23 protein-coding genes are annotated in these 23,529 nt (G+C 65.2%); 9 read left to right on the top strand and 14 right to left on the bottom strand.

What is annotated here, in order from left to right; translation table 11 throughout:
* Window positions 1-165: 165 nt before the first annotated feature.
* Both VLA65_RS00830 and VLA65_RS00825 read right to left on the bottom strand, forming a co-directional pair.
* Window positions 166-810, bottom strand: a complete 645-nt coding sequence (locus VLA65_RS00830; RefSeq protein WP_332601528.1) for a GNAT family N-acetyltransferase — start codon at window positions 808-810, stop codon at window positions 166-168.
* Between the two features lie 178 nt (window positions 811-988).
* Complete coding sequence (locus VLA65_RS00825; RefSeq protein WP_332601527.1) at window positions 989-1,759, bottom strand: hypothetical protein; 771 nt, start codon at window positions 1,757-1,759, stop codon at window positions 989-991.
* A gap of 59 nt (window positions 1,760-1,818) precedes the next feature.
* On the opposite strand from VLA65_RS00825, the gene VLA65_RS00820 reads away from it, so the two are divergent.
* Window positions 1,819-2,376 carry an A24 family peptidase gene (locus tag VLA65_RS00820; protein ID WP_332601526.1) on the top strand — a complete coding sequence of 186 codons (558 nt, stop codon included), beginning with the start codon at window positions 1,819-1,821 and terminating at the stop codon, window positions 2,374-2,376.
* 164 nt (window positions 2,377-2,540) lie between these two features.
* Window positions 2,541-3,014, top strand: coding sequence for an NUDIX hydrolase (locus VLA65_RS00815; RefSeq protein ID WP_332601525.1), 474 nt, complete (start codon window positions 2,541-2,543; stop codon window positions 3,012-3,014).
* On the opposite strand, the gene VLA65_RS00810 is transcribed toward VLA65_RS00815, so the two are convergent.
* From VLA65_RS00810 to VLA65_RS00785, 6 genes are all read right to left on the bottom strand, one after another.
* Window positions 3,002-3,202, bottom strand: a complete 201-nt coding sequence (locus VLA65_RS00810; RefSeq protein ID WP_059387958.1) for a hypothetical protein — start codon at window positions 3,200-3,202, stop codon at window positions 3,002-3,004. The two genes, VLA65_RS00815 and VLA65_RS00810, sit on opposite strands and share 13 nt — an antisense overlap.
* A gap of 117 nt (window positions 3,203-3,319) precedes the next feature.
* Complete coding sequence (locus VLA65_RS00805) at window positions 3,320-5,080, bottom strand: MDR family MFS transporter (RefSeq protein WP_332601524.1); 1,761 nt, start codon at window positions 5,078-5,080, stop codon at window positions 3,320-3,322.
* Window positions 5,077-5,745, bottom strand: coding sequence for a TetR/AcrR family transcriptional regulator (locus tag VLA65_RS00800; RefSeq protein WP_306961173.1), 669 nt, complete (start codon window positions 5,743-5,745; stop codon window positions 5,077-5,079). The genes VLA65_RS00805 and VLA65_RS00800 overlap by 4 nt, the downstream gene beginning before the upstream one ends.
* A 132-nt stretch (window positions 5,746-5,877) precedes the next feature.
* Window positions 5,878-7,314 (bottom strand): class II fumarate hydratase, encoded by a 1,437-nt coding sequence (locus VLA65_RS00795; protein ID WP_284990418.1) that lies wholly within the window; start codon window positions 7,312-7,314, stop codon window positions 5,878-5,880.
* 97 nt (window positions 7,315-7,411) lie between these two features.
* Window positions 7,412-8,026 carry a carbonic anhydrase gene (locus tag VLA65_RS00790; RefSeq protein ID WP_059387956.1) on the bottom strand — a complete coding sequence of 205 codons (615 nt, stop codon included), beginning with the start codon at window positions 8,024-8,026 and terminating at the stop codon, window positions 7,412-7,414.
* Window positions 8,027-8,035: 9 nt separating this feature from the next.
* Window positions 8,036-8,755, bottom strand: a complete 720-nt coding sequence (locus tag VLA65_RS00785; RefSeq protein ID WP_059387955.1) for a DUF4245 domain-containing protein — start codon at window positions 8,753-8,755, stop codon at window positions 8,036-8,038.
* Between the two features lie 204 nt (window positions 8,756-8,959).
* On the opposite strand from VLA65_RS00785, the gene glpX reads away from it, so the two are divergent.
* Window positions 8,960-9,979, top strand: coding sequence for a class II fructose-bisphosphatase (gene glpX, locus VLA65_RS00780; RefSeq protein ID WP_171983398.1), 1,020 nt, complete (start codon window positions 8,960-8,962; stop codon window positions 9,977-9,979).
* A 140-nt stretch (window positions 9,980-10,119) separates the two neighbouring features.
* Window positions 10,120-11,073 carry a hypothetical protein gene (locus tag VLA65_RS00775; RefSeq protein ID WP_332601523.1) on the top strand — a complete coding sequence of 318 codons (954 nt, stop codon included), beginning with the start codon at window positions 10,120-10,122 and terminating at the stop codon, window positions 11,071-11,073.
* Window positions 11,074-11,105: 32 nt separating this feature from the next.
* On the opposite strand, the gene VLA65_RS00770 is transcribed toward VLA65_RS00775, so the two are convergent.
* The 4 genes from VLA65_RS00770 to VLA65_RS00755 all read right to left on the bottom strand — a co-directional run bounded on the left by VLA65_RS00770 (window position 11,106) and on the right by VLA65_RS00755 (window position 15,149).
* Complete coding sequence (locus VLA65_RS00770) at window positions 11,106-12,041, bottom strand: lipid II:glycine glycyltransferase FemX (RefSeq protein WP_307052648.1); 936 nt, start codon at window positions 12,039-12,041, stop codon at window positions 11,106-11,108.
* A 3-nt stretch (window positions 12,042-12,044) separates the two neighbouring features.
* Window positions 12,045-13,295, bottom strand: coding sequence for a mannose-6-phosphate isomerase, class I (gene manA / locus VLA65_RS00765; protein ID WP_284989858.1), 1,251 nt, complete (start codon window positions 13,293-13,295; stop codon window positions 12,045-12,047).
* A 76-nt stretch (window positions 13,296-13,371) separates the two neighbouring features.
* Window positions 13,372-13,965 (bottom strand): 5-(carboxyamino)imidazole ribonucleotide mutase, encoded by a 594-nt coding sequence (gene purE / locus VLA65_RS00760; RefSeq protein ID WP_306961180.1) that lies wholly within the window; start codon window positions 13,963-13,965, stop codon window positions 13,372-13,374.
* Complete coding sequence (locus VLA65_RS00755) at window positions 13,962-15,149, bottom strand: 5-(carboxyamino)imidazole ribonucleotide synthase (protein WP_084784711.1); 1,188 nt, start codon at window positions 15,147-15,149, stop codon at window positions 13,962-13,964. The genes purE and VLA65_RS00755 overlap by 4 nt, the downstream gene beginning before the upstream one ends.
* 171 nt (window positions 15,150-15,320) lie before the next feature.
* On the opposite strand from VLA65_RS00755, the gene VLA65_RS00750 reads away from it, so the two are divergent.
* Window positions 15,321-15,893, top strand: a complete 573-nt coding sequence (locus tag VLA65_RS00750) for a GtrA family protein (RefSeq protein WP_284989853.1) — start codon at window positions 15,321-15,323, stop codon at window positions 15,891-15,893.
* A gap of 5 nt (window positions 15,894-15,898) precedes the next feature.
* Here the strand turns inward: VLA65_RS00750 and VLA65_RS00745 are convergent, their stop codons facing one another.
* Window positions 15,899-16,597 carry a TIGR03089 family protein gene (locus tag VLA65_RS00745; RefSeq protein ID WP_306961184.1) on the bottom strand — a complete coding sequence of 233 codons (699 nt, stop codon included), beginning with the start codon at window positions 16,595-16,597 and terminating at the stop codon, window positions 15,899-15,901.
* A 365-nt stretch (window positions 16,598-16,962) separates the two neighbouring features.
* Here VLA65_RS00745 and VLA65_RS00740 point away from each other — a divergent pair, with 365 nt between their 5' ends.
* From VLA65_RS00740 to VLA65_RS00730, 3 genes are read left to right on the top strand one after another with little or no spacing between them, the layout of a single operon-like run.
* Entirely contained in the window at window positions 16,963-17,508 is a 546-nt protein-coding gene (locus tag VLA65_RS00740) for a WhiB family transcriptional regulator (protein WP_084784377.1), read from the top strand.
* Window positions 17,508-20,840: a glycosyltransferase family 2 protein gene (locus tag VLA65_RS00735; protein ID WP_332601835.1), complete on the top strand. Its 3,333-nt coding sequence runs from the start codon at window positions 17,508-17,510 to the stop codon at window positions 20,838-20,840. The genes VLA65_RS00740 and VLA65_RS00735 overlap by 1 nt, the downstream gene beginning before the upstream one ends.
* Window positions 20,833-22,494: a DUF5719 family protein gene (locus VLA65_RS00730; RefSeq protein WP_332601522.1), complete on the top strand. Its 1,662-nt coding sequence runs from the start codon at window positions 20,833-20,835 to the stop codon at window positions 22,492-22,494. The genes VLA65_RS00735 and VLA65_RS00730 overlap by 8 nt, the downstream gene beginning before the upstream one ends.
* On the opposite strand, the gene VLA65_RS00725 is transcribed toward VLA65_RS00730, so the two are convergent.
* Window positions 22,488-23,006: a metallopeptidase family protein gene (locus tag VLA65_RS00725; protein ID WP_332601521.1), complete on the bottom strand. Its 519-nt coding sequence runs from the start codon at window positions 23,004-23,006 to the stop codon at window positions 22,488-22,490. The two genes, VLA65_RS00730 and VLA65_RS00725, sit on opposite strands and share 7 nt — an antisense overlap.
* A gap of 97 nt (window positions 23,007-23,103) precedes the next feature.
* Here VLA65_RS00725 and VLA65_RS00720 point away from each other — a divergent pair, with 97 nt between their 5' ends.
* Entirely contained in the window at window positions 23,104-23,478 is a 375-nt protein-coding gene (locus VLA65_RS00720) for a DUF3499 domain-containing protein (protein WP_284752499.1), read from the top strand.
* The last annotated feature ends 51 nt before the right edge of the window (window positions 23,479-23,529 follow it).

Below are 23,529 nucleotides of genomic sequence, written 5' to 3'. Positions count from 1 at the left end.
CCGTGGCCAGGTTCGCCTGGCCACGGCCCTCCGCGCGTCGATCGTTGTCGCTCTCTCACCGACGCTCGCTCACGTGTGTGGGGGTTTTCCCCGACGCTCGCTCACGTATGTGGGGTTTCCCCCCGACGCTCGCTCAGGTATGTGGCGTTTTCCCCCGACGCTCGCTCACAAACCCAGGAACTGTGCTGTGGCTTCATGGCCTTCCACCTTTAGCTTCCAATCGGGTCGGGCGAAGGAGCCCGAGGTGAGTCGAACGCGTTGGACCTCCACGACGTCGATGCCCCATTGGTCGCGGTAAATGCCGTTGGATTCATAGCCGAGGCTGGCGGAAACGCCCAAGGATTCCTTGTTCCAAATGGCAGCTTCGGATGTCGCTACTTCGGCGTTCAGGTAGTCGAAGGCGTAGCTGAGGGCGGCCGCGCGCATCTCCTTGCCAAGGCCTAGGCCTTGCGCGCCTTTCTTGAGCCAGGAGCCGGTGGAGACGGTCTTCAACGATGCGAAGTTCTTCGCCTCGATATCCTGGCAGCCAATGAACTCGTCGTTATGCCAGATGCCGAGGAGGAGCGTCCATGATTCCGCAGTCATTCCCGCACGGCAGCGCCAATACCACCGGGCCATGTTGGCACCCAACTCATCCTTGGGCAGTTCCGTCCAGGGGTTGCTGAAGGGGGACTTCCCAGGCTCGTGAATGCCGCTGAGGGCGGCCTTGACGGCTGCGGGGATGTCGGCGTCCTGTATGGGGCGCAACTCCAAGCGGGGTGTGGTCAGGGTGAGGCCGAAGAAGGGCCAGATGGCGCTTAGCTCATTCATCCGGGAAGCCTAGCGGACATGTGAGCGGGCGTCGGCCGGAAACCCGATATATGTGAGCGGGGGTGGGCCGGAAACCGGATATATGTGAGCGGGGGTCGGCCGGAAACCCGATATATGTGAGCGGGGGTCGGCCGGAAACCCGATATACGTGAGCTAGCGTTCCAGGGCGGGGCCGCGCTCATGCACGGGGACCGATGTCCCAACTGATGTGCTTCCGGACGTCGGTGAGGTTCATCGATTCGGCGAGGAACAGATCGTCCAGCATGTATTCGTCCACCCCCAGGATCCGCATCCAATGCCCGTGGCCGGTGGTATCGCCGTCGAGCGATTGGCTGGAGACGCACACGCCCGTTCCCGAGTCCACCCGCAACAGCGTGCGCCCAGGGAAACAGAGCGGCGTTGCCGCATCAGCAGCCACGTAACTGGATCCCGGCGTCGCGATGGTTTCGAGCGCCGGACGCCCCTCGTGCTCCACTTCCCGAATGGCGCCGAACGACACCCTGTTGGACTCGGGAAACTCCATCGGCACCGGCGCATTTCCGGCGAGCTCGACAGGATCGAGGGCAGCCGCGAGCCGACCGTTCCCGAACGACGGTTCACCGTACGCTGCCTCGGGGCGCCGGCGGACCAAGCCGGCGGAGTCGTACACGGGGGTCACCAAGTGGGCCGGCAAAAGCCAGGACTTTCGCTTGGAGCCTAGGTAAAGCCCGTCTCGGGAGTCGTTGATGCCCGTGGTGCTATGCAGCAACGCGCCGTCGACGGTTTCGAGCCGAAGCGCTCCGGGCCGGCGCAGCCAGGCACGCACGGTGGCCTCCGCGTTGCCCGGCCGGTCCAGGTATTCGAACCTCAGGCTCGTCCATTTCCATGGGGAGGAACGGCAGAGGTTTCGGAAGGTGGAGGACATGTCGGCGTCGGAATTGCCTTGGATTTCTGCACTGTAGCGCCCCATATCCACAGTCTAAGCGTGCGTAACCGGCGAAGGTTTGAGAAAACCGATAGCATCCGAGGGTGATCCGACGACTCGGCGAATTGTGGGGGACCAGTTTCCCGGCCTTCTGGCTGCTGCTCGCAGCTTGTGTGTACTTTGCGGTCATGGCTGCGCGGCTCACGGTCATCGACGTCCGTCACCACCTCTTGCCCAACCGGATCGTCTTCCCGTCCTATGCCATCGCCGGTGCGTTGCTGCTCGGCGCGGCGGCAGCCGTCACTTTGGCTGGGGGAGCGGCTGGACCAGCGCCCGACGGCGGTGCCTCCTTCCTCGGGGTGCCCGCCTTGGGAATCGTGGCCGGGGGAGCCGTGCTGTGGGTGTTCTATTTCATCCTGCGCTTGGTCTACCCGCCGGGGATGGGCTTCGGCGACGTCAAATTGGCCGGTGTCCTCGGCCTTTACCTTGGCTATCTGGGGTGGGCGCATGTTTTTGCCGGAACATTTGCGGCGTTCCTCTTCGGTGGGCTGTGGAGCCTGGGAGTCCTTGCTGCCCGGCGGGGAACCTTGAAATCTTCGATACCGTTCGGGCCGTTCATGCTGGCCGGTGCCGCTGCGGCCATGTTTGCTCTGCCGGCGTGAGGAGAGCTGTGGGCAAACGGAGCGAGAAGCGACCATTTGAGCCGCCTTGCCCGCTGTCATTCGGGCATCGCCGGTGGGATACTCGCCCTACTGGCGGATCCGATCTGGAAGCGGAGGCAGAGCTCGTGTTGGTTGTGGCTGATTCAACGGAAGCGGGCTAGGCCGTGCCGGTCCCGGAATTCATCCGGGAAATCCGCGAGAAGATCGGCAATGATCCGCTGTGGCTACCCGGCGTCCGGGGCGTGGTCCTGGATGAGGAGAACCGGGTCCTGCTGTGCCAACGGGCCGACAACGGCCGGTGGACCTTGATCACCGGAATGCTGGAACCCGGGGAGCATCCGGCCCCTGGTTTGCTCCGCGAGATCTTCGAGGAGACTGCAGTTGTGGCCGAAACCGAGCGCATCCTGGCGGTGGGCGTGATCGGCCCGGTCACGTATCCCAACGGAGACGTGTGCGACTTCTTGGATATTGCCTTCAAATGCCGCTATGTCTCGGGAGAGGCCCGCGTCAACGACGACGAGTCAATCGCCGTCGGCTGGTTTGCCCTCGACGAGTTGCCTGAGATCAGTGCCGGCCACCGCGAAACCATCCGGCTTGCGCTGGAGCCAGGTTCCGCCGTCGCATATCAGCGGGATTGACGGGCCGCGAGGATCGCGCGGGCAGCGAAGAGGCATGCGGCGGCACCACAGGCAATAGCGCCGACGATGGTCCACCATTCGCCCTTGGCGGAGGCTATCGAGACGGCCAGGAGGCCGAAAAGGACTGCCCCGAGTCCCCATCGAACGGCCGGGCTGATGTTCGCGGATTCTTCGGGCTCTGAACTCATGCGTTCCAGCCTAAGCCAGATGCTCGGCCCGGAGGACATGCCCGGCCTTGCGTCCCGGCAGTGGACAGATTCCCCATATGTCCACTGGTCCGAGCCAAGGGCGGGCATGTCCCGGGCTCAGCGCCGGGCGAGCTCGCCGTCTTTGTCCCCCAGCGGGCCGGACTCCGGAACAGCGTCTACGGCGCGAGACCCCTCGCCGGAACCCTCGGCGGAACCCTCGCCGGAACCCTCGCCGGAACCCTCGGCGGACCCTTCGCCGCGTCCCTCCGCGGACACTCCGAGGCGTTCGGCTTCAAGGCGTTCGGCCTCGGCGCCCCCGACGGCCTCGCCCCGGGCCACCATTCCGGCGGTGTCGGAGAGCGGGATCTGCTTGAGGGTGATCGCGAGGAGGAGGGCGATGGCGATGAACGGGATGAGGTACCAAAACACGGGTGCCAGTGAATCGGCGTAGGCGTTGACGATGGCGTCCTTGACCTGGACCGGCAGTTGGGCCAGCGTCTGAGGGTCAAGCTTGCTGGTGGACTGTGCGGCCTGTGAGGCTGAAGCACCCGCGCCTGTGAATGCCCTGGTGAGGGACTCAGCGAGCCGCGTGGTGAAGATCGAGCCGAAGACGGCGACGCCCAAGGAAGCCCCGACCTCGCGGAAGTAGTTGTTGGTGCTCGTTGCCGTGCCGATCTGCTCGGCTGGAACGGCGTTCTGCACCACGAGGACGATGACCTGCATGATCAAGCCCAGGCCCGCGCCGAAGATGAACAGCTGGATGCAGATGACCCAGATCGGAGTTGCCGCCGTGAGGGTCGTGAGCCACAACATGGCAACGATCGTGAGGCTCGCTCCGAGGATCGGGAACATCTTGTACTTGCCGGTCTTGGAGATGCGGATACCGGAGTAGATCGACGTACCCATGAGTCCCACCATCATCGGCAGCATGAGCAGGCCGGAGACGGCGGCCGAGGTGCCGGAGGACATCTGCAGGAACGTCGGCACGAAGGCGATAGCGGCGAACATGCCCAAGCCCAGGGTGAAGCCGATGGCCGTGGCGTTGATGAAGATCCGGTTCTTGAACAGGCTCAACGGAATGATGGGATCTTCGGCTTTACGCTCCACAAGGACGAAGAGGAAGGCAGCAAGCACCATGCCGGCGCCGAAGGCCCAGGTGAGCGGGGAGTCCCAGCCTTGGTCCTTCTTGCCGCCGAAGTCGGTGAAGAAGATCAGGCAGGCCGTGGCAGCGGACAGCAGCAGCACGCCCAGGATGTCGATGCGCTTTTCGGCCTTCTTGTTCGGCAGCGTGAGCGTGAACCAGGCGATCGTGAACGCCGCAATGCCGACGGGGATGTTGATGTAGAAAGCCCATTCCCACGTCAGGTGATCGACGAAGAAGCCGCCCAGGAGCGGGCCGGCCACGGCGGAGAGGCCGAAGATGGCACCGAGGGGACCCATGTACTTGCCGCGTTCCTTGGCAGGCACGATGTCCGCGATGATGGCCTGCGACAGGATCATCAGGCCGCCGCCGCCCAGGCCCTGGATGGCGCGGAAGATCACGAAACCCCAGAAGTCGGTGGCGAAGGCGCAACCGATGGAAGCTGCGGTGAACAAGCCGATGGCAATGAGGAAGAGGTTCCGCCGGCCCAGGATGTCACCGAATTTGCCGTAGATCGGCATGACGATGGTGGTGGCCAGCAAGTAGGCCGTGGTGATCCAGGCCTGGTTCTCCACGCCGCCGAGCTTGCCGACGATCGTGGGCATGGCCGTGGACACGATGGTCTGGTCCAGGCTCGAGAGCAGCATTCCGGCGATGAGCGCCGAGAAAATGATCCAGATCCTTCTCTGGGTCAAGAGCAGCGGTGCGGCCGCTTTGGTCTTGAGGGTGGTACTCACGGTTGGTCCTTCTGGGGTTCGACGGGGTGGGTGTCCAGCGCTTGGGCGAAGAGAGTACGGGCTGCGTGGAGGTTCCGGTCCAGCAGTTCGCGGTAGGGCTCGGTGTTCTCTTCGGAAAAGAACTGTTGGCTTGTCTTCTTGGTGACGGCGCCGAAGACCGCCGCGGCCATGACGATCTCGGCATGGTCCGCGGCGAGGCCTTCACGGGATGCGATGAGCTCTGCGAATTGGCGCTCGCGGACTTCGCCTTCACGGGTCAACCGGCCAAGGAGCTGGGGCTCGGCCTTGACTGCGGCGATGAGCTGGCGGATCTCCGAAGGGCTGACGGTGGACCGCTCGAGGACCGCCAGGGTGAAGTGCCGCAGGGCGGACAGCAGCGAGCCGGAGATCGTGCCGGCTGCACGATCGGGATTGCGGTTAAAGGCTTCCAGCGCGTCTTCGGGAAGCTCGTCGGAGAACGAGCCGATCACTGCGTCTTCCTTGGTGTGGAAATAGTTGAAGAAGGTCCGCCGCGATATGCCGGCCTGCTCGCAGGCTTCCTCGACAGTGAAGCCGTTGAGTCCGTGCTGGGCTGTCAAGGACCGCGCGACGGCGGAGATCGCCGCGCGGGTCTGAGCGCGCTTGCGCTCCCGGAGTCCGCCGTCGTTAATTGCACTATTTTCCACAAAGTAAAGTTTTGCACTTTTGATTAGAAAGTGCAAGAAATCCTATGCGGGCAGAAACGACGACGGCGGCCGGCGCCTTCCGTGGGGAAGGTGCCGGCCGCCGTCGGGCTGGCCAGTCGGGCTGGCTGGAAACTAGGCCTTGTGGGCCGGGCGGGTCATGGTGGTGACGTCGAGGGCCTTGTCGAGCTGCTCTTCAGTCAGTTCGCCGCGTTCGAGGTAACCCAGGGAGACCACGGCTTCGCGGATGGTCAAACCCTCCGCAACGGCCTTCTTGGCGATCTTTGCCGCTGCTTCGTAACCGATGAACTTGTTCAGCGGGGTCACGATGGACGGGGAAGCCTCGGCCAGGAAGCGGGCGCGCTCGACGTTCGCGGTGATGCCGTCGATCATCTTGTCGGCCATGACGCGGCTGGTGTTGGCCAGGAGGCGGATGGATTCGAGCAGGTTGGCAGCCATGACGGGGATGCCGACGTTGAGCTCGAAGGCGCCGTTGGTACCGGACCAGGCGATGGCGGTGTCGTTGCCGATGACCTGGGCACAGACCATGATCGAGGCTTCGCAGATGACCGGGTTGACCTTGCCCGGCATGATCGACGAACCCGGCTGGAGATCCGGGATGGAGATCTCGCCGAGTCCCGTGTTAGGGCCGGAGCCCATCCAGCGGAGGTCGTTGTTGATCTTCATGAAGGAAATGGCGATGTTGCGCAGCTGGCTGGAGCCCTCGATGAGGCCGTCGCGGTTGGCCTGCGCTTCGAAGTGGTCGCGTGCCTCGGTCAGCGGCAGGCCGGTGTCGGCTGCGAGCAGCTCGATGACGCGCTCCGGGAAGCCTTCTGGGGTGTTGATGCCGGTGCCGACCGCGGTGCCGCCCAGGGGGACCTCGGCGACGCGGGGGAGGGCGGCGTTGATGCGCTCGACGCCGTAACGGACCTGCGCTGCGTAGCCGCCGAACTCCTGGCCAAGGGTCACCGGGGTGGCGTCCATGAGGTGGGTACGGCCGGACTTGACGACGTCCTTGAACTCCACGGCCTTGCGGTCCAGGGAAGCAGCCAGGTACTCGAGGGCCGGGATCAGGTCGTTGATCAGGGCCGACGTCGCGGCGACGTGGACCGACGTCGGGAAGACATCGTTGGAGGACTGCGAAGCGTTGACGTGGTCGTTCGGGTGGACAACTTTGTCGCTCCCGGCGGCCGCGAGGGCGCGCGTCGCCAGCTCGGCAATGACCTCGTTGGTGTTCATGTTGGAGGACGTGCCCGAACCGGTCTGGAAGACGTCGATGGGGAAATCGCCGTCGTACTTTCCGGCGGCAACCTCATCGGCAGCGTTGGCAATGGCCTCGGCGAGCTCGCCGTCGAGCACCCCAAGTTCAGCGTTCGCCAGGGCCGCGGCCTTCTTGACGCGGGCCAGGGCCTCGATGTGCGCGCGCTCAAGCGTCTTGCCGGAGATCGGGAAGTTCTCCACGGCGCGCTGCGTCTGGGCGCGGTACAGGGCGTTCACAGGAACGCGAACTTCGCCCATCGTGTCATGTTCAATACGGAACTCGGCCGTGTTGGATTCTTGAGTGGAAGTCATGGGGCTAGCTTATGGCGAGCAGCCGCTTGACCGAAAACCGGTGGAACAAAGCTACGGCCGCCGCTTGCCGCCCCTTCGGGGCGGCCCGGCATCCGGCCTAGAGCTTGCCGATCCCGGAAACAAGCGCCGCGCGGCCTTCGTCCAGTTTGTAGGAAAGCCCGACGACGGCGGCCCGGCCGTCGTCGATCGCGTCGGAAATCACACGGGAACTGTCGGCAAGGCGGCGGGCCGTCTGCTTGACGTGCTCCACCACCATCTCGTTGACGTCCGTCTGCTCGTTGCGCATTGCGGTGAGGACGGAAGGCGTGATGCGCTCCACGAGGGAACGGATGAAACCTGCCGGCATTTCACCGGTCTCGACGGCACTCTTCGTCGCGGTCACCGCGCCGCAGCTGTCGTGGCCAAGGATCACGATGAGCGGAACATGCAGTTGGGAGATGCTGTACTCCAGCGAGCCGAGCACCGCGTCGTCGATCACCTGACCGGCGGTGCGGACCACGAAGGCATCGCCCAGGCCGAGGTCGAAGATGATTTCGGCGGCCAGGCGGGAATCAGAACAACCGAAGATCACGGCAAAGGGGTGCTGGTCCTCCACCAGGGAATGCCGGCGGGAAGCGTCCTGGTTGGGGTGCATGGACTCCCCGGCGACGAAGCGTTCGTTTCCTTCGCGCAGACGGCGCCAGGCAAGTGCAGGAGTCAGATAGGTAGCCACGGCGCTACTTTACGGCTTTGTGGTGCCAGGCTGCGAAACTGTGTCGCCCGGCTTCGTGCTCGCGTCCGCCGAAGCGACCGGAGCTACGTCCATTGCCTTGACCACTGCGGTGGCCAAGGTGGAGAACTCGTCCAGGCCGGCGCCGCCGCTCAGGATGATCGTGGTGCCGCGGTAGTTCAGGACCATGCTGCGGTTGCCCTTGGCCGTGTCGTGGAGCTCCCAGTCGTGGCCGCCGGCGCTGCGCGTTCCGGTAACCGGAGCACTGCCGGTCTGCTGGAAGATCCAGGTTGGGTTGGCCTTGCGGGTCTGGACAATGCCGATGAAGGCCTGCTTGGGAGTGACGTATCCGACCTCCCACGTGGGCACGCCATCGCCGGTTCCGGATGACCAGCGGGCGTAGTTCGGACTGAATGTGTCGCCGGTATCCGGCGCCACCGGTGTGAAACCGGCCACATCTTTCGCATTGGCGGCGGTTGCCGCCACATCGACGTTGGGCTTGTAACCGTTGCTCTTTGGCGCCGGATTCATGAGCACAATCGGCAGGAACGCCAGCACGCAGAGGAGCAAGGCGATGAGCATGCCAATCACCGACGCATTGGCCCTTTTGGCTGCTTTCGCCGGGATAACGGGCTTCACCGCGGCCTGACCAGCGTCGTCGGCGCCAGCTGCGCCCGTGCCTCCGCCGTCGGAGGGGGCGGCGGCAATTGCTTTGTCTTGCGTTTCACTCACGCTTCAATAGTCTCCTATCCAAGCGGCTAATACACATCGGCCGGTCCGCGCAAGGGGCGTTCCGGGAGTTGGTCATCCCATGACCGCGCCACCCCGCCCCGACTATGATCTCTTCTAGAGGAATCATTCAGGCCGCCAAGCCCAGCCATTCCTGGTCCCACGAATCGCGTCATCGAAGAAGAGGTTCACGTGTCTCCAGCGCCAATGTCCCAGAAGTATTCCACGATTTCGCCGGCGCTCGCCGTCGGGACCGATGAGCCGGACCGCAACCTGGCCCTCGAACTTGTCCGGGTTACCGAAGCTGCCGCCATTGCGGGCGGCCACTGGGTTGGATTCGGCGACAAGAACAAGGCAGACGGCGCCGCCGTCGACGCCATGCGCTCCTTCCTCCACACCGTCCATTTCAACGGCGTCGTTGTCATTGGCGAGGGTGAAAAGGACGAAGCCCCCATGCTCTTCAACGGCGAGCACGTCGGTGACGGCACCGGACCCGAGTGCGACGTCGCCGTCGACCCCATCGACGGAACCCGCCTGACCGCGCTGGGCATCAACAACGCCCTCGCCGTGTTGGCAGTTGCCGAGCGCGGCACCATGTTCGATCCCTCCGCCGTGTTCTACATGGAGAAGCTCGTCACGGGTCCCGAAGCAGCCGACATGGTGGACCTGCGCCTCCCGGTGAAGCAGAACCTCCACTTGATCGCCAAGGCCAAGGGCGTCAAAGTCAACCAGCTCAACGTCATGATCCTGGACCGCGACCGCCACCGCCCGCTGGTGGAGGAAATCCGCGAAGCCGGCGCCCGCACCAAGTTCATCATGGACGGCGACGTCGCAGGCGCCATTGCCGCTGCACGTTCCGGCACCGGCGTCGACGCCCTGATGGGCATCGGCGGCACCCCCGAAGGCATCGTTGCCGCTTGTGCCATCAAGTCCCTCGGCGGTGTCATCCAGGGCCGCCTGTGGCCCACCAGCGACGACGAGAAGCAGAAGGCCATCGACGCCGGACACGACCTCGAGCGCGTCCTCTCCACGAACGACCTCGTCACGAGCGACAACTGCTACTTCGCCGCTACCGGCATCACCGACGGCGACCTCCTCAAGGGCGTGCGCTACTCCAAGGACAAGGTCCTGACCCAGTCCATCGTGATGCGCTCCAAGTCCGGCACCATCCGCTTCGTCGACGGCGAGCACCAGGCCAGCAAGTGGGAGGGCTACGCCCGCAAGTAGGACCCACCCCCCAGCGCGAACTGGCAGCAAATGCCCTCTGAATCGGGATTTGGAGGCAATTGCTGCCAGTTCGCGTTAAGCCGCTGAATCCGTCCTGTGGATAACGCAAATTAGGGCTTGAAGCCGGGCAAGAATTGAGCATGTCCCGGACACCGATGCCCCCGCAGCTTCCAAACGGTTCCTTTCCGGCGTCGGCCGCTAAGAGCCTCGGACTGAGCCCGAAGCAACTGCGCCGCAAGGGCATTGTCACGTTGTCGAGGGGACTGCGCCTGCCGCTCCACAGCACCGGGACGGTTGCGGAGCACTTGCGGGGTTACACCGAGCTCGATCCAGAGTGCTGCCTGAGCCATGGTTCCGCGGCGCGGATCCATGGCATCAGTTTGTCCAAAGAACTCGAAGCGGACTGGCGGATTCACCTCGCCCGACCCAGTGAGAATTGGAAACCGCGGAGACGCAACGTTGTTGGGCACCAACTGACTTTCAAACTGGGTGAAGTGATGATGCTCGACGGCGTCCGGCTTACCTCGCCTGCGCGTACGTGGCTGGACTTGGCCCATGTGATGAGTATCGATGACATTATTGCGGCGGGCGACTCGATCGTCGTCGAGCACGGCGAAAACCATCCCAGGCCGCGTCAGGCATTGGCGACCGTTGACGAATTGAAGGCAATGGTCGCAGCCCATCCAGGAATGCGCGGCGTCCGCAAGGCCCGGCTGGCCCTGGATCTCGTTCGAGTCGGCGCGGATTCGCCGCAGGAAACGCAAATGCGCCTCATATTGCTGCATGCTGGTTTGCCTGAGCCCACGCTGAATCACGTCATCTTCAATGAGTGGGGTGCCCCCGCCGTGTGGCCCGATGCCGCATACCTCAAGGAGCGGGTGGCTCTCCAATACGACGGGCGGCATCATGGAGAAGCTGAGCAATACCAGAAGGACATCAGGCGCCAGGCGTTAACGGAACGGCTGGGTTGGCGGGAAGTCCGGGTCCACCATGATGATTTGCTCGGGCCCCGGCCGGAAGTCGTAGCGAAAGTCCGCCGCGCGCTGTGGACTGGCCGCGAGTTGGCAGGAGATGCCCGCAAAATTGGATTTTGAGGGCATCTGCTGCCAGTTCGCGCGAAGGGACCCTAGCGGAGCTTTTCGCGCAGCTTCCGGGCCAGCTGGTAGGCCCCGTAGCGGAGCTTGTTGACGGGAAGGTCCCAGGTGCCGGGGTAGGCGATTTCCCTGCCTCCGAAGGACTTCTTGAAGGCGGTGAATCCGGCCCACTTGTGGTCGGGCTCGTTTTCCGGGGCCACGCCCCACAGGTCGACGTGCTTGAGCCCCTTGTCCTTGGCATCGGCCATGAGCGTCACGAGCAACGGAATGCCCGCGCTGAGCTTGCGGTGCGTGTCATCGAGCGCTGCGTGGGCGTAGGTGCGGGTGTCGGCGGAGTCGTACGCCAAGGCGGCCGCAATGGGTTCGCCCTCGAGTTCGGCGATGAACAGCGTGCCGGCACCAGCGGGCATGAGGGAGCGGGCCACCGAGCTCAGGTAGTCGTCGCTCTGGGGCTTGAAGCCGTTGCGTGCCGCTGTCATGTGGAGGAAGTCGAGAAGTATCGAGATCTCTGCAGGATCCTGCGAGGACCGGAAGGTGACGCCCTTCTTATGGATGTTGCGGTACAGGTTCCGGTTGGTGGGTTTCATGCCCGCAAGGACGTCTTTGAAGTCGCCGTCCAGATCCACGATCCAGCTCAATTCCGGCTGCTGGTTGGACGGCGCGGGCTGCAGGCCGCGTCCCCCCAGCACCGCAGCGGCGTCGGCCGCTTCAAATCCAGCAGTGACGGGTTCCATCCTCACAAACACCGCCTTGCTGCGGCGCGCAATCGCCACCAGCGCGGCCAGGGCTTCGTCGAAGGCTTCCAACGAGTCGGCCACGGGGCCGTATGGAGAGTAGATGACCTTTCCAGCCGGGTTCTTTTCCTCCACGGCGAGGAAACGCCACCCCGGACCGGACTCCTCGTGCACGGTGCGGCCGAGGGATCGCTGGAAGGACGCCCATGCGGGCGTTTGCAGGAAGTACTCCACCCCTTAATTCCCCAAGCCGGTTGTGACGGCAAAGGCGACGCTGGTTCCCGTTGCGCCGGAAACCGGGTGCACCATCACGGGCTCTTCGGATGCCGGGATGAAGGCACTCCCGCCGCGTTCCACGGCGAGCTCGCTCTTGGGGGAGTCGAGCACCACGGAACCCGAAACCACGACGACGACGGCGGGACCGGCTTGCGCCATCGGCACCGGTTCCGCTCCGGGAGCCAACTCGATGCGCTGGAGCTGGAATTCCTTGAAGGGCGGCACATAGAGATCCTGGCCGAATCCGGAGATCCTGGGCTCGATGCGCGGTACGCCGAGGGAAGCGAATTCGATGGTCTTCAGGAGTTCGGGGACGTCGATGTGCTTGGGGGTGAGGCCGCCACGGAGCACGTTGTCCGAGGCCGCCATCACCTCGACACCGAGGCCTTTCAGGTAGGCGTGGACGTTTCCGCCCGGCAGGTACACCGATTCGCCCGGGGACAGGAAGACGAGGTTCAAGAGCAGCGAAATCAGGACACCGGGGTCGCCCGGGAACTCATTGTTGATGTCCATCAAGGTGGAGAGTTCCGCGGCGTGCTGACCCATCGGTGCGCCCGATTTCAGGATGGAAACCACCTGATCGGTGGCGGCGGAGACGGCATCCCCGCCGGTAATCAGCCGGGTGAACGCAGCCTTGAGTGCCGAGGGCTCATCGGGCTCGGAGAGATCCGCGATGACTCCCGTGATGACGTCCGGGACGTCGACGGCGGCAAGGTCCAGGAGGGTTGCGAGATGCTCGAAGACACGCTGCGAATCCGCGGCCGGACGGAAACCGCAGAGGGCGTGAAACGGGGTCAGCGCAAAGATCATCTCGGGCTTGTGGTTGTCATCCCGGTAGTTGCGCTCGGGCGCGTCCGCCGCCATGCCTGCGGCATTTTCCTTCGCGTATCCGTCCTTGGCCTGCTGCAAGCGAGGGTGGACCTGCAAGGACAGGGGCTTGTCGGCCGCAAGGAGCTTGGTGAGGAACGGCAAGCGCGGACCGAATTCGGCCACGCTCGTTTCACCGAGGAAATGCACGGGGTCCACCTTGATCAGGGCGTCCAAGGCGACGGACGATCCATCCGGACGGGTGGCCACGGACGGCGAGTCTGGGTGCGCTCCGATCCACAACTCCGCCTCCGGACCGCCCGAGGCGGGCCTTCCCAGCAGAGCGGCGATCGCCGTCGTCGATCCCCATGCGTAGGGGCGGAGAACATTCTCAAGCTGGTACACGGCAGGGGATCCTTGTCATTGCGGGACGGTACATTCGGGATTGCCGGGGATGACCTCTTAACGGCTGCCCGGGCTCTTAACGACTGCTTCGGGCGGAGACGTTCGCGGTGGAGAAGACTTCGGCGACCTTGTCGCGGAGCCGGGCGCCTTTCTCGGTGGCGGTGTTGTTGAGCTCCTGGGCGAATTCGAGCAGTTCGCCGCGAAGCCGCACGGCCAGCTCGTCGGTTCCGGACGCCAGCATGCGCACTGCCAGGAGGCCGGCGTTGCGGGCGCCCCCGATGGACACCGTGGCGACGGGAACACCGGCGGGCATCTGCACGATGGACAGCAAGGAATCCATACCGTCCAGGGTCTTCAGCGGGACCGGGACGCCGATGACGGGCAGCGGGGTGACGGAGGCGAGCATCCCCGGCAAGTGGGCCGCGCCGCCGGCTCCCGCGATGATGACGCGGAGGCCACGTTCATGGGCAGTCTGGCCGTATCGGATCATTTCCGTGGGCATGCGGTGAGCTGAGACGACGTCGGCTTCGAAAGGGATGCCGAATTCTGCCAGGGCGTCCGCCGCGGCTTCCATGACCGGCCAGTCGGAGTCGGAGCCCATGACGAGGCCTACGATCGGGGCGGCGACAGCCGCATCCGCGTTTTCGGCTTCCATGTTCTCTGCGCTCATGCGGTCTCCTCGGAGGTGGTTTCGGCCGGCATGCGGCCGTCGCGGATGATGTCGGCCACTACGGTGGCGCGGCGTCGGATGGAGTCGACGTCCGCCGTCGAGTTGCCGACGAGGTTCACGTGCCCGATCTTGCGGCCGGCCCGCACGGACTTGCCGTAGCAGTGGACCTTTGCGGCAGGTTCGTAGGCGAGGGCCTTGGGGTAGGCGCTGAAGAGATCCTGGTTGTCGCCGCCCAGGAAGTTCTTCATGACAACCACTGCGCCGAGCGCGTCGGTGGCACCGAGCGGGAGGTTGAGGACTGCTCGCAAGTGCTGCTCGAACTGGCTCGTGACGGAGCCGTCTTGCGTCCAGTGGCCGGTGTTGTGCGGCCGCATGGCGAGCTCGTTGACCAGGAAGCCGACTCCAACGCCGGGCGTTTCGAAGAGTTCGGCCGCCATGACGCCCGTGACTCCGAGTTCATTGGCGATCCGCAGCGCTGCCTCTTCGGCCGCCGCGGCGACCTCTACGGGAATGTCCTGGGCCGGCGCAATCACTTCGTCGCAAACGCCGTCCACCTGGACGGTGTGGACTACCGGCCAAGCACGGGATTCGCCGTCGGGGGTCCTTGCGACGAGGGCGGAAAGCTCGCGGCTGAAGTCAACCTTCTCTTCCGCGAGCAGCGGGCTCATGGCGTCGAACCAGTCCGTGGTGCTCCGGGCGTCGTCGGCGGAATGGACGATGCGCACGCCTTTGCCGTCATAGCCTCCGCGCGGGGTCTTCAAGACGATCGGCCAACCGGTCTGCTCACCGAATGCCACGAGGTCCTCGACGCCGTGGACTGCAGCCCACGCCGGATTGGGGAGCCCCAAGCGGTCGATCGCCGCGCGCATCACCAGTTTGTCCTGCGCGTGCACCAGGGCATCGGGGCCGGGCTGGACGTTGACTCCGGCCTCGATCAAGGCCCGGAGGTGCTCGGTGGGAACGTGTTCGTGGTCGAAGGTCATGACGTCCAAGCCCTCCGAGAACTCAAGAAGGGCCGCGAGGTCCTTGTAGTCGCCAATGGGGGCCGTTGCTACGGCCTGGACTGCGGAAACGTCCTCACCTTCAGCAAGGACCCGGAGTTCAAAGCCGAGAGCGGTTGCGGCCGGGGCCATCATTCGTGCGAGCTGTCCGCCGCCCACCACGCCAATTACAGGAAAAGTCACAAGGTTCAGCCTACCGAACCAGCGGCTGGTTCCCAGATTCTGCTCGCCGCTGGGTCCTTGGAACCCGGCTCGAAGCCGTCGGCACGGAACAAATGGGCAAGCTCCAAGAAATCGGAGCTAAAATGGAGGCTTCGGCCCATCGGCCCCCTAGAACAACGGCCATGGAGGGTCATGATCAACACACTTGCAGATCGCATCCGCGGGCTCGCCTCGCTCTTTTGGCGCGAAGTAGCCAAGTTTGGCGCTGTCGGCGGTGTTGCGTTCGTCATAGATAACGGCTTGACCTACTATCTCATGCACGGCCCGATGTCGGACAGTGAGGCGAAGGCCCGTTTCGTCGGCGCCACCGTGGCCACCGTGTTCTCGTGGATCGCCAACCGTTTCTGGACCTTCCGCCACCGCCGCCAGCAGAACGTGGTGCGCGAGTTCGTGATGTTCATCATCATCAACGGAATTGGTATCGGCATCTCCACCGGCCTCACCGCCATCGCCAAATACGGCATGAACATCCAGGACAAGAACGTTCTCTTCGCCGCCGGAGTCGTCGGCATCCTCGTGGCCACCGTCGTGCGCTTCTTCGCCTACCGCTTCCTGGTCTTCAACAAGGAACTCGACGAAGAGCCGGCCTTCTCGCATGACCACGAGATCATCGAGGCCCACCACAGGGCCAAAGCCAAGGCCATGCATGTTGCCAGCTCCGAGACTGGCTCGGACCAAGGCGAAGACGCGGTCAAGCGCCGCTGACGTGCCTAGGCGCCGCTGACGCGCTCGTTGTCCAGCAGGTGCCGGGTGACGTCGACGTCCGGGTGCACGAGGACCACTGAACCGTCTTTGCTCCACGCGCCCAGTGCGTCCGCGAGGGCCGACTCCAAGCCGTCGGCGGCGCGGACCAGCAGGCGGACGCCGGCGTCGTGTTCCCTGGCGAAGCCGTCCAGCAATTCGCCGTGCGAGTGTCCGGCTTCAGGGCGGCGCAGCGCCGGCAGCGCGGCGTCCGGTTCGGCGTGCGCCATGAACACGTCGCCGTGGGAGCGGACTTCGGCCGCGTAGTCCACGACGCCGGCAGGCAGTTCTCCTGGCCAGCGCATCGCGAGTGCCGCGAGCGGCACGGCGACGACGGCGTCGAAGTCGGCTCCCGCACCGACGTCGGGGGTGTCCGTGACAAGCAGGTCGGCGCTGCCGCCGTCGAGCACCAGTTCCATCCCCAACTGCCATCCGGCCAGCGCCCATACGAGGGACTTCCAATGGGCCGGCAGGTCGAGGCGAAGGCTCATGCCCGGTTCGGCGTCGAACTCGTCCTGGAGTAGGTTGCTGGTCTTGGCCACCCAATTGTCCAGGACCCGTCCCGAGAGCTCCACCCGTTCGGCGTCCGGCCCGTACCAGGTCAGTCGGGGGGATGTGGCGTGTCCGGAGCGCAGGGCTGCCATCAGGTTCATCGCGGGGGTGTTCATGGCTACATCTTGCCACGGGGCGTCCGGCCCGGCGCAGGCGGGTATGACTTGCGCCACATGGGGCCAAGGGCCGGTGACGGCACGGCGCTTGAGGGGCCAAGCAATTTCCCTGAAATTCAATGAAAATACATCTTAAGTGAGTCGAAGCTTCCGTTTTTCCGCGGAAGCGCGCGGATGGGGCAAAAAAATCGCGGGCGTGGCGCGGCGGGAGTTAGTGCGGAAAGTTGATTATTATCCCGGCGCGGCTTGACGGCTTGGTAGTTACACACGTGTAATTAGATATCGAACGCCGCTGCGGGAGTATCGGGTACATAACCGAGTACCGAATGAGCACGGCAGCAGCTGCACACATCAGGAGGGACGCCATGGGGCAAGCGTTGCGTATCCAGGAAGATGCAGTCGTCGCGGAATATGCGTCGGTGAAGTACCGGTCGCGTGAAGTTCCGGGGGATTGGTATGTTGACCCGGCAGATCCGCAGGCGGCGGACCGCTACATAGAGACCACTCGGGAGTCGCTGGAAGACGAGGCAACAGCCTTTCTTGCTGCCCACGAGGCTCTTGTGGGAGGCACGCCGGCAGATCCGGAGGATGATCTCGACGATCCTCCGATGGAGCTGCGCCGTCCGCTCGACAACCCGGCCCAGCCGGTGTGGATCGGGCTTCCGCGCCAGGGGGACTTCGACGACGAAGGCGAACTCGGCTGGCAGACGGACGCCTTGTGCGCCCAGACGGACCCGGAGGCGTTCTTCCCTGAGAAGGGCGGCTCCACGCGGGATGCCAAAAAGGTTTGCGGTGCGTGCAATGTCCGTTCGCAGTGCCTTGAATACGCACTCGCCAATGATGAACGTTTTGGTATCTGGGGCGGGCTCTCCGAGCGTGAACGCCGCAGGCTGAGGAAGCGAGCGGTCTGATTCTCAAGGCAGTACACGTTACCGCCGTCGTCGTCTCGCACGACGGCGGTAACTATCTCCCCAGAACCCTGGCGGCTCTGCTGGACCAGACGCGTCCGGCAGATGCCGCCATTGGCATTGATACGGGCTCCCGCGACAAGTCCGCCGCGTTGCTGCAGCGGGCTCTCGGCAAGGACAATGTCACCGGCACCGGCGAACACAAAGCAGGTTTCGGTGCGGCCGTCATGGCCGGCCTGGCCCGCTCGGCGCCACCTTCGCGGGAGCCGGGAGCCGTGGAATGGATCTGGTTGTTGCACGACGACGCCGCTCCCGCCCCGGATGCACTCGCCGAACTGCTTCAGGCAGTCGAGCGAGCACCTTCCGTCACAGTGGCCGGTTGCAAGCAGTTGTCCTGGAACGCGGAACGCAGGCTCGTCGACGCCGGCCTGTCCACGAGCCGCTGGGCCGAACGGCTGACGCTCATAGAAGCCGACGAACTCGACCAGGGCCAATACGACGGGCGCACGGACACTTTCGCGGTGAATTCCGCCGGCATGCTGATCCGCCGCGACGCCTGGGAGCAATTGGGCGGCTTCGACCCCGCGCTTCCCGGAGTGGGAGACGACGTCGATTTCTGTTGGCGCAACTGGCTTGCGGGCAACAGGGTGGTGGTGGTTCCGGCGGCGCGCATGTTCCACGTGGAGAACCGTCCCCACAGCCTGGCGACACCTGCGGCCGCACGCAAGAGCCAAGTCCATTTGAGGCTCACCCACGCTTCGCCGTGGAAGGTTCCGCTGCACGCGCTCGGCGCGTTGCTCGGGAGCATGGTGAGGCTCGTCTTAAGCATCCTGGTCAAAGAACCGGGTCACGGAATTTCCCAGCTTGGCGCGACCGTTGCGGCGCTCGGCCGTCCCGGGGCGATTTGGCGTTCGCGGCGAAACGCCGCCCGGACGCGACGCGTACCGCGGTCAATGGTCAAGGGCCTGCAGACACCGCGGCGCGAGGTTTGGGCCCATCGACGCTCCCTCGTCGAGGCGATTGGCGCAGACGAATTCCAGGAGACCGACTCCCTGGCTCCGGAACCGAGCGGTGACGCAGGTGACGATTTTGTGGCCCTAGCAACGAATGAGCGGGGTTGGATCGGGACGGGCGCGGTGGCCGCTGCGTTTGTTGCACTGGCTGCCTCCATCGTGGGGTTGCTGGGGCTCCTGGGTGCAAACGGCGTGACGGGCGGCGGCCTCTTGCCGTTGTCCGCCGCAGGCGACATCTGGCGGTCGGCATCCACGTGGTGGATTGGCTTGGGCGCGGGTTTGCCCGGACACGGGGATCCGTTCGCCTACATCCTGTGGCTTGTGTCATTGCTCGGGGGAAGCGATTCCAGCACGGCGATCGTGTGGCTGTTGTTGTTGGCGATGCCACTGTCAGGATTGGGCGCCTGGTTTGCCGCGGGCGCGATGACCAGCTTGCGCCGCTACCGTTTCATGGCGGCGCTGATCTGGGCCGCAGCCCCGGCCCTTCAAGTCGCCGTGAACCAAGGACGGGCCGGCGCCCTCTTGGCCCACGTAGTGATGCCCTTGTTGGTGCTGGCACTCTTCCGGGCCACCGGATCGGCCCTGGGGCGCGGGACTACGCTGGACCAGGTCCAGCAGTCCGGCCGCGCCGCAACCAGGCCGTTGCCGGGCAAGCCGGGCGTCAACGGCACTCCGTCGTGGACTGCTGCTGCCGCGGCCGGCTTGGCGCTGGCCGTGGTGACTGCCTCTGCGCCATCCCTGCTTCCTCCCTTTGCCGTCCTCATTGTTTTTTGCGGGATCGCCTTGGGGCGGCGGGGCCGGACCATTTGGTGGTCGCTGCTTCCAAGCGCCGCGCTCTTTGCGCCGTGCGTCCTCTCGGCGCTTGAACGGCCCCGCACCATGCTGGCCGATCCTGGCGTCCCGTTGGGATTCGAAGCCGCACCGTTGTGGCAGCAACTGCTTGGCCAACCCTTGAAATTCGACGTCAACGGCGGATTGGCCGGCTTGGCATTATTCGGCCCGTCGGGTATTCCGTGGGCGCTGGCGCTTGCCCTGCTGATCGGCGCGCCGGTCCTGCTCCTGTCCATCGCCGCACTCTTTGTCCCCGGAGGCCGGTCCCGCGTCACGCGTTTCCTCTGGGCCGGAGCCCTTGTGCTCCTCGGCTGGGCATGGCTCGCCGGACACGTCGCAACCGGAGTCGACGGCAACCTGCTCGTCGCGCCATTCACGGGTCCGGCAGTTTCCGCGGCCGGGTTCGCGTTCCTGGGAGCGGCGCTGATCGGCGCCGATAACCTCCTCCACCTGAGGGCCAAGGCGGAAGACGGCCGCCCGGTCCAGCGCGCTGCAGTGCGCATCGTCTCCGCTGTAGCGACGCTTCTCCTTATTGCCGGACCCCTGGCAAGCATGGGCCTCTGGGCAACCCAGAATGTCCTGGCCGGCCCAGACAGCCCGCCCTCGGCTAGCGGCGCGCTGGGCACGCCGCGACTGGTCCAGCCCGCAGGTCCCGGCACGTTGCCGGCCACCGCCGTCGACCACGGCCAAGGGCCCGAACAGACCCGCACGCTGGTCATCACCGGCGGTGAGAACGGTGGCTACACGTCATCCCTCATGCGCGGAGCCGGTACTACTTTGGACTCGCTCTCGACTGTCGCTGCCGGACGTTCCATTGTGGGATCACCCGGGCAGGAACGCCTCGTGGCCGACGACGACGCTACCGCGTCCATCCGGAACGCCGTAGCCACGATTGTCGCGGGAACAGGGGTTGACCCGCGGCCCGCCCTTGAGCAGCTTGGCGCAGGATTCGTGGTTCTGAAGTCAGCCGACACCGCCGCACCGTTGACGGCCAACCGGATCGATTCCGTGCCCGGCCTGGTGGCTGTGGGCAAAACCGATTCCGGGTGGCTGTGGCGGGTCACGCCGCTCAACCAGGCCGCCGCGGCCGACGCCGAAACGGCACACCGTGTCAGGGTGGTGGACGCAAAAGGTGCCGTCGTTGCGCTCTTGCCTTCCGTTGGATCCTCTGCCACCGGCAACATCCCGGCGGGCGGGGACGGACGCCTGGTGGTGCTCGCTGAGCGGGCAGATGCCGGTTGGAGCGCTTGGTTGGATGGCCGCCAACTGAGCCCGACGACGTCCGGATGGGCCCAAGCATTCACCTTGCCGTCCGCGGGCGGCCAGATCGAGATCCGCTACACCACCGTGTGGGAGCCTTGGCTCAGCATTTTGCAGGCCGTGGTGATTGGATTGACCGTCCTTCTGGCCATCCCCATGCCTGCCCGCAGGCCGAAAGCCGGCCTCCTGAAGGAACAAAACTCCCTCCGTAAGGAGTACAGCAGTGTCTGACAACCAAGGACCGGCCGCCGAGCCCGGAGCGGGGTCGAGGAAGCGCGGCCAGCGCAAAGCCCACAACCAGAGCAAAGGCCAGAACAAGAACAAGGCCGTTGTGTTGGGAGCGCTTTCCGCGACGTTGCTCCTTGCTGCTGGGGCCGGGATGGTGTCGGCAGCCTCGATCCTGCCGTCGCCGTCGGGAAGCAAAACGCTGGACATGACCCTCGCGGATGTCCCGGCGGGCAGGACAGCCGCAGTGTGTCCGGCACCTCCCCGTCTCGCCGAGGGAACGAGCGCGGGCACCGACAGCCAGTTCAGCCCTGTTTCGCGTTCGGCAAAGAGCTTCCTGGACGCGGTGGTGCTCAGCGACGCCGGCGGATCCGTTCCCGGGAGCAACCTCGCCTCGCTGGGTGGTTCTGCAATCGCCGATATTGCCAAGCCTCCCGCCGCCGCCCCAGCCCCTGCGTCCGGGCCGCCCGTGCTGAATGCCGGCGTCGTGGCCCAGCGGCCTGCGGGCGACGTCACCGTGGTGGGCGCCGATCCCATCAGCGGCCAGAAGGCCGCGGTAGCGGGCCTGATGAGCTACACCGCGAGCGACGGCGACCTCCGCGGACTGGCGGCCGCACCCTGCCAGCAGCCGGTCAATGATGCATGGCTCCTTGGAGCGAACACTGCACTCGGGCGAACGGCGGTCTTGAACATCAGCAATGCCTCGGGTACCCCGGCTACCGTCAATCTCGAGCTGTTCGGCGCCCACGGGCAGATCCAAGCCCCGGACAGCCGAGGCTTGCTGGTTTCGCCGGGAGCTACCCGGTCCATCAATTTGGCCGGACTGGCCCCGAACGAGGGTCAGCTCTCGGTGCATTTGCGCAGCAGCGGCGGCCCGGTCGCGGCAACCATCCAGCAAAGCGTCCTCCGGGGCCTCACCGCCGGTGGCGTCGAGGTCATCACTCCAGGTGCCGGCGCCGCCGATTCCCAGGTCATGACCGGGGTGGACGTCCAGGACCCGGCCGCCGTGAAGTCACTCGCGGACAAGCCCGGTTTTGCCGACGTCGTTCCGGCGCTGCAGATCACTGTTCCCGGTCCTGTGGACGCCGTCGTGGACGTGCGCTTGTACGGGCCGAACGGCCAGCGCGCATTGCCCGGCGGGGGAGCCGTGACCGCGAAGGCGGGTTCGGTGACCGAAGTGCCGCTTACGGGCGTCCCGGCCGGTATGTATACCGTCAGCGCTACCTCGGATGTTTCCTTCGCAGCGTCCTCCCGCGTAACGCGGGGGCTCAAGGCGGAGGACCCCGTTGACTTCGCCTGGTCTCCGGCTGCGGTCCGTTTGGGCAGCCAGCATGTGATGGCGGTACCCCAAGGCGGGACCCGTTTCCTCAGCTTCGGTGTGCCGACGGGACGGGCCACTGTCAGTTACACGCCGGTCACCTCGGACGGCAAGGTACACAAGGCGCAAACGGTCGACATCGCCGGAGGGACCACCGCGGTCATCGGCGTTCCGGACAAGTCCGACGGCGCGGCGGTTTCGGGCTACATCGTGTCGGCGGCAGGGGATGCGGCCTACGGCGCGCTCGTCCTCGGCCAGGGCGATCAACCAGGCGTTTCGGTCCTGACCATCCAGGATGGCGCTGCGGGCCACGAAAAAGTGCAGGTCACGCTCGGTTACTGATACCGGCGGCGGTACACGGGGTCCAGGGTCTCCGGCGGCACTCCGAGCATCTCGGCGGTGTACTCGACGACGACGTCGTGCACCAGGTCCTGGAGGTCCTCGCGGCCGCCGGTGGTGTGCTCGACGACGCGCCGATAGATGGTGATGACGGGACCCGCGCCGCGGGCTGCCGGGGTGTACGAGCCCAGCGGTGCCGCGGTGCCTTGTGCCACCAGTTCCTCAAGGTTCGGCGGGATCTCGTCCACCGCGAACGCGACACCGTCGAGCCGTTTGCCCCACATATCCTGCAGCCGTTCAGCGGAATCGAGCACGAGGTCGTCGAACCTTTCGGCGCGCGTCCGGTAGCCGGGAAGGTTGGGAAGGATGATTTCGCCGCGCAAGCCCCGCCCGTGGCGGTTCCTGCGGCGCTCCCTGAAGCCGCGTGCGGACGTGCCCGCCGTCGTCGTTTGCTGGCTGTCCCCGGTGCCGGACAAATGGACTGTGAAGCCCGGAACGTGGTGCTGTGACTGCATATATCGACTCTAGACCCGTGATTCCGCCAACGCGACATAATGCGCGCAAAGGGGCAATGCACCGCGCCGCGGGGAAGTGCGGCTAATCTGGGATGTTGTGGGTGCAATTCGTCAGTGTTCCAGATCAGCTTGCCGCCAATCCGCGGTGGCTACTTTGACGTACGTCTATGCCGAGTCCACGGCGGTGCTTGGTCCGTTGGCCACGTATGCCGAGCCGCATTCCTACGATCTGTGTGCGCAGCATGCCGAGTCGCTGACCGTACCGAGGGGCTGGGAAGTCATGCGGCTCGCCATGCCGTCCTCACCGCCCCAGCCGGGGCCGGACGATCTCCTTGCCCTGGCGAATGCAGTGCGGGAAGCCGCATCGGCGCCTGCCGCGCCGGAACAGCGCACAGTCCGGGCCCCTTTTGACGGACCGGCCCCCGTGGAGGGAACAAGGCGCCACCTGCGCATCCTGCGCGATCCGTCCTGAACCCGGACGACAGCAACCACGCGTCCATTGCCTCCGTGTACCGCCGCGTGT

The organism is Arthrobacter sp. S2(2024), assembly GCF_036662515.1.
Taxonomy (GTDB): domain Bacteria; phylum Actinomycetota; class Actinomycetes; order Actinomycetales; family Micrococcaceae; genus Arthrobacter.
This window is presented reverse-complemented; position numbering and strand designations above follow the sequence as displayed.

Excerpts from the sequence above, each read along its gene's own strand:
- VLA65_RS00830 (WP_332601528.1), bottom strand. The coding sequence starts at position 810 with ATGAATGAGCTAAGCGCCATCTGGCCCTTCTTCGGCCTCACCCTGACC.
- VLA65_RS00825 (WP_332601527.1), bottom strand. The coding sequence starts at position 1,759 with ATGGGGCGCTACAGTGCAGAAATCCAAGGCAATTCCGACGCCGACATG.
- VLA65_RS00810 (WP_059387958.1), bottom strand. The coding sequence starts at position 3,202 with ATGAGTTCAGAGCCCGAAGAATCCGCGAACATCAGCCCGGCCGTTCGA.
- VLA65_RS00795 (WP_284990418.1), bottom strand. The coding sequence starts at position 7,314 with ATGACTTCCACTCAAGAATCCAACACGGCCGAGTTCCGTATTGAACAT.
- glpX (WP_171983398.1), top strand. The coding sequence starts at position 8,960 with ATGTCCCAGAAGTATTCCACGATTTCGCCGGCGCTCGCCGTCGGGACC.
- VLA65_RS00775 (WP_332601523.1), top strand. The coding sequence starts at position 10,120 with ATGTCCCGGACACCGATGCCCCCGCAGCTTCCAAACGGTTCCTTTCCG.
- purE (WP_306961180.1), bottom strand. The coding sequence starts at position 13,965 with ATGAGCGCAGAGAACATGGAAGCCGAAAACGCGGATGCGGCTGTCGCC.
- VLA65_RS00750 (WP_284989853.1), top strand. The coding sequence starts at position 15,321 with ATGATCAACACACTTGCAGATCGCATCCGCGGGCTCGCCTCGCTCTTT.
- VLA65_RS00745 (WP_306961184.1), bottom strand. The coding sequence starts at position 16,597 with ATGAACACCCCCGCGATGAACCTGATGGCAGCCCTGCGCTCCGGACAC.
- VLA65_RS00740 (WP_084784377.1), top strand. The coding sequence starts at position 16,963 with ATGGGGCAAGCGTTGCGTATCCAGGAAGATGCAGTCGTCGCGGAATAT.
- VLA65_RS00725 (WP_332601521.1), bottom strand. The coding sequence starts at position 23,006 with ATGCAGTCACAGCACCACGTTCCGGGCTTCACAGTCCATTTGTCCGGC.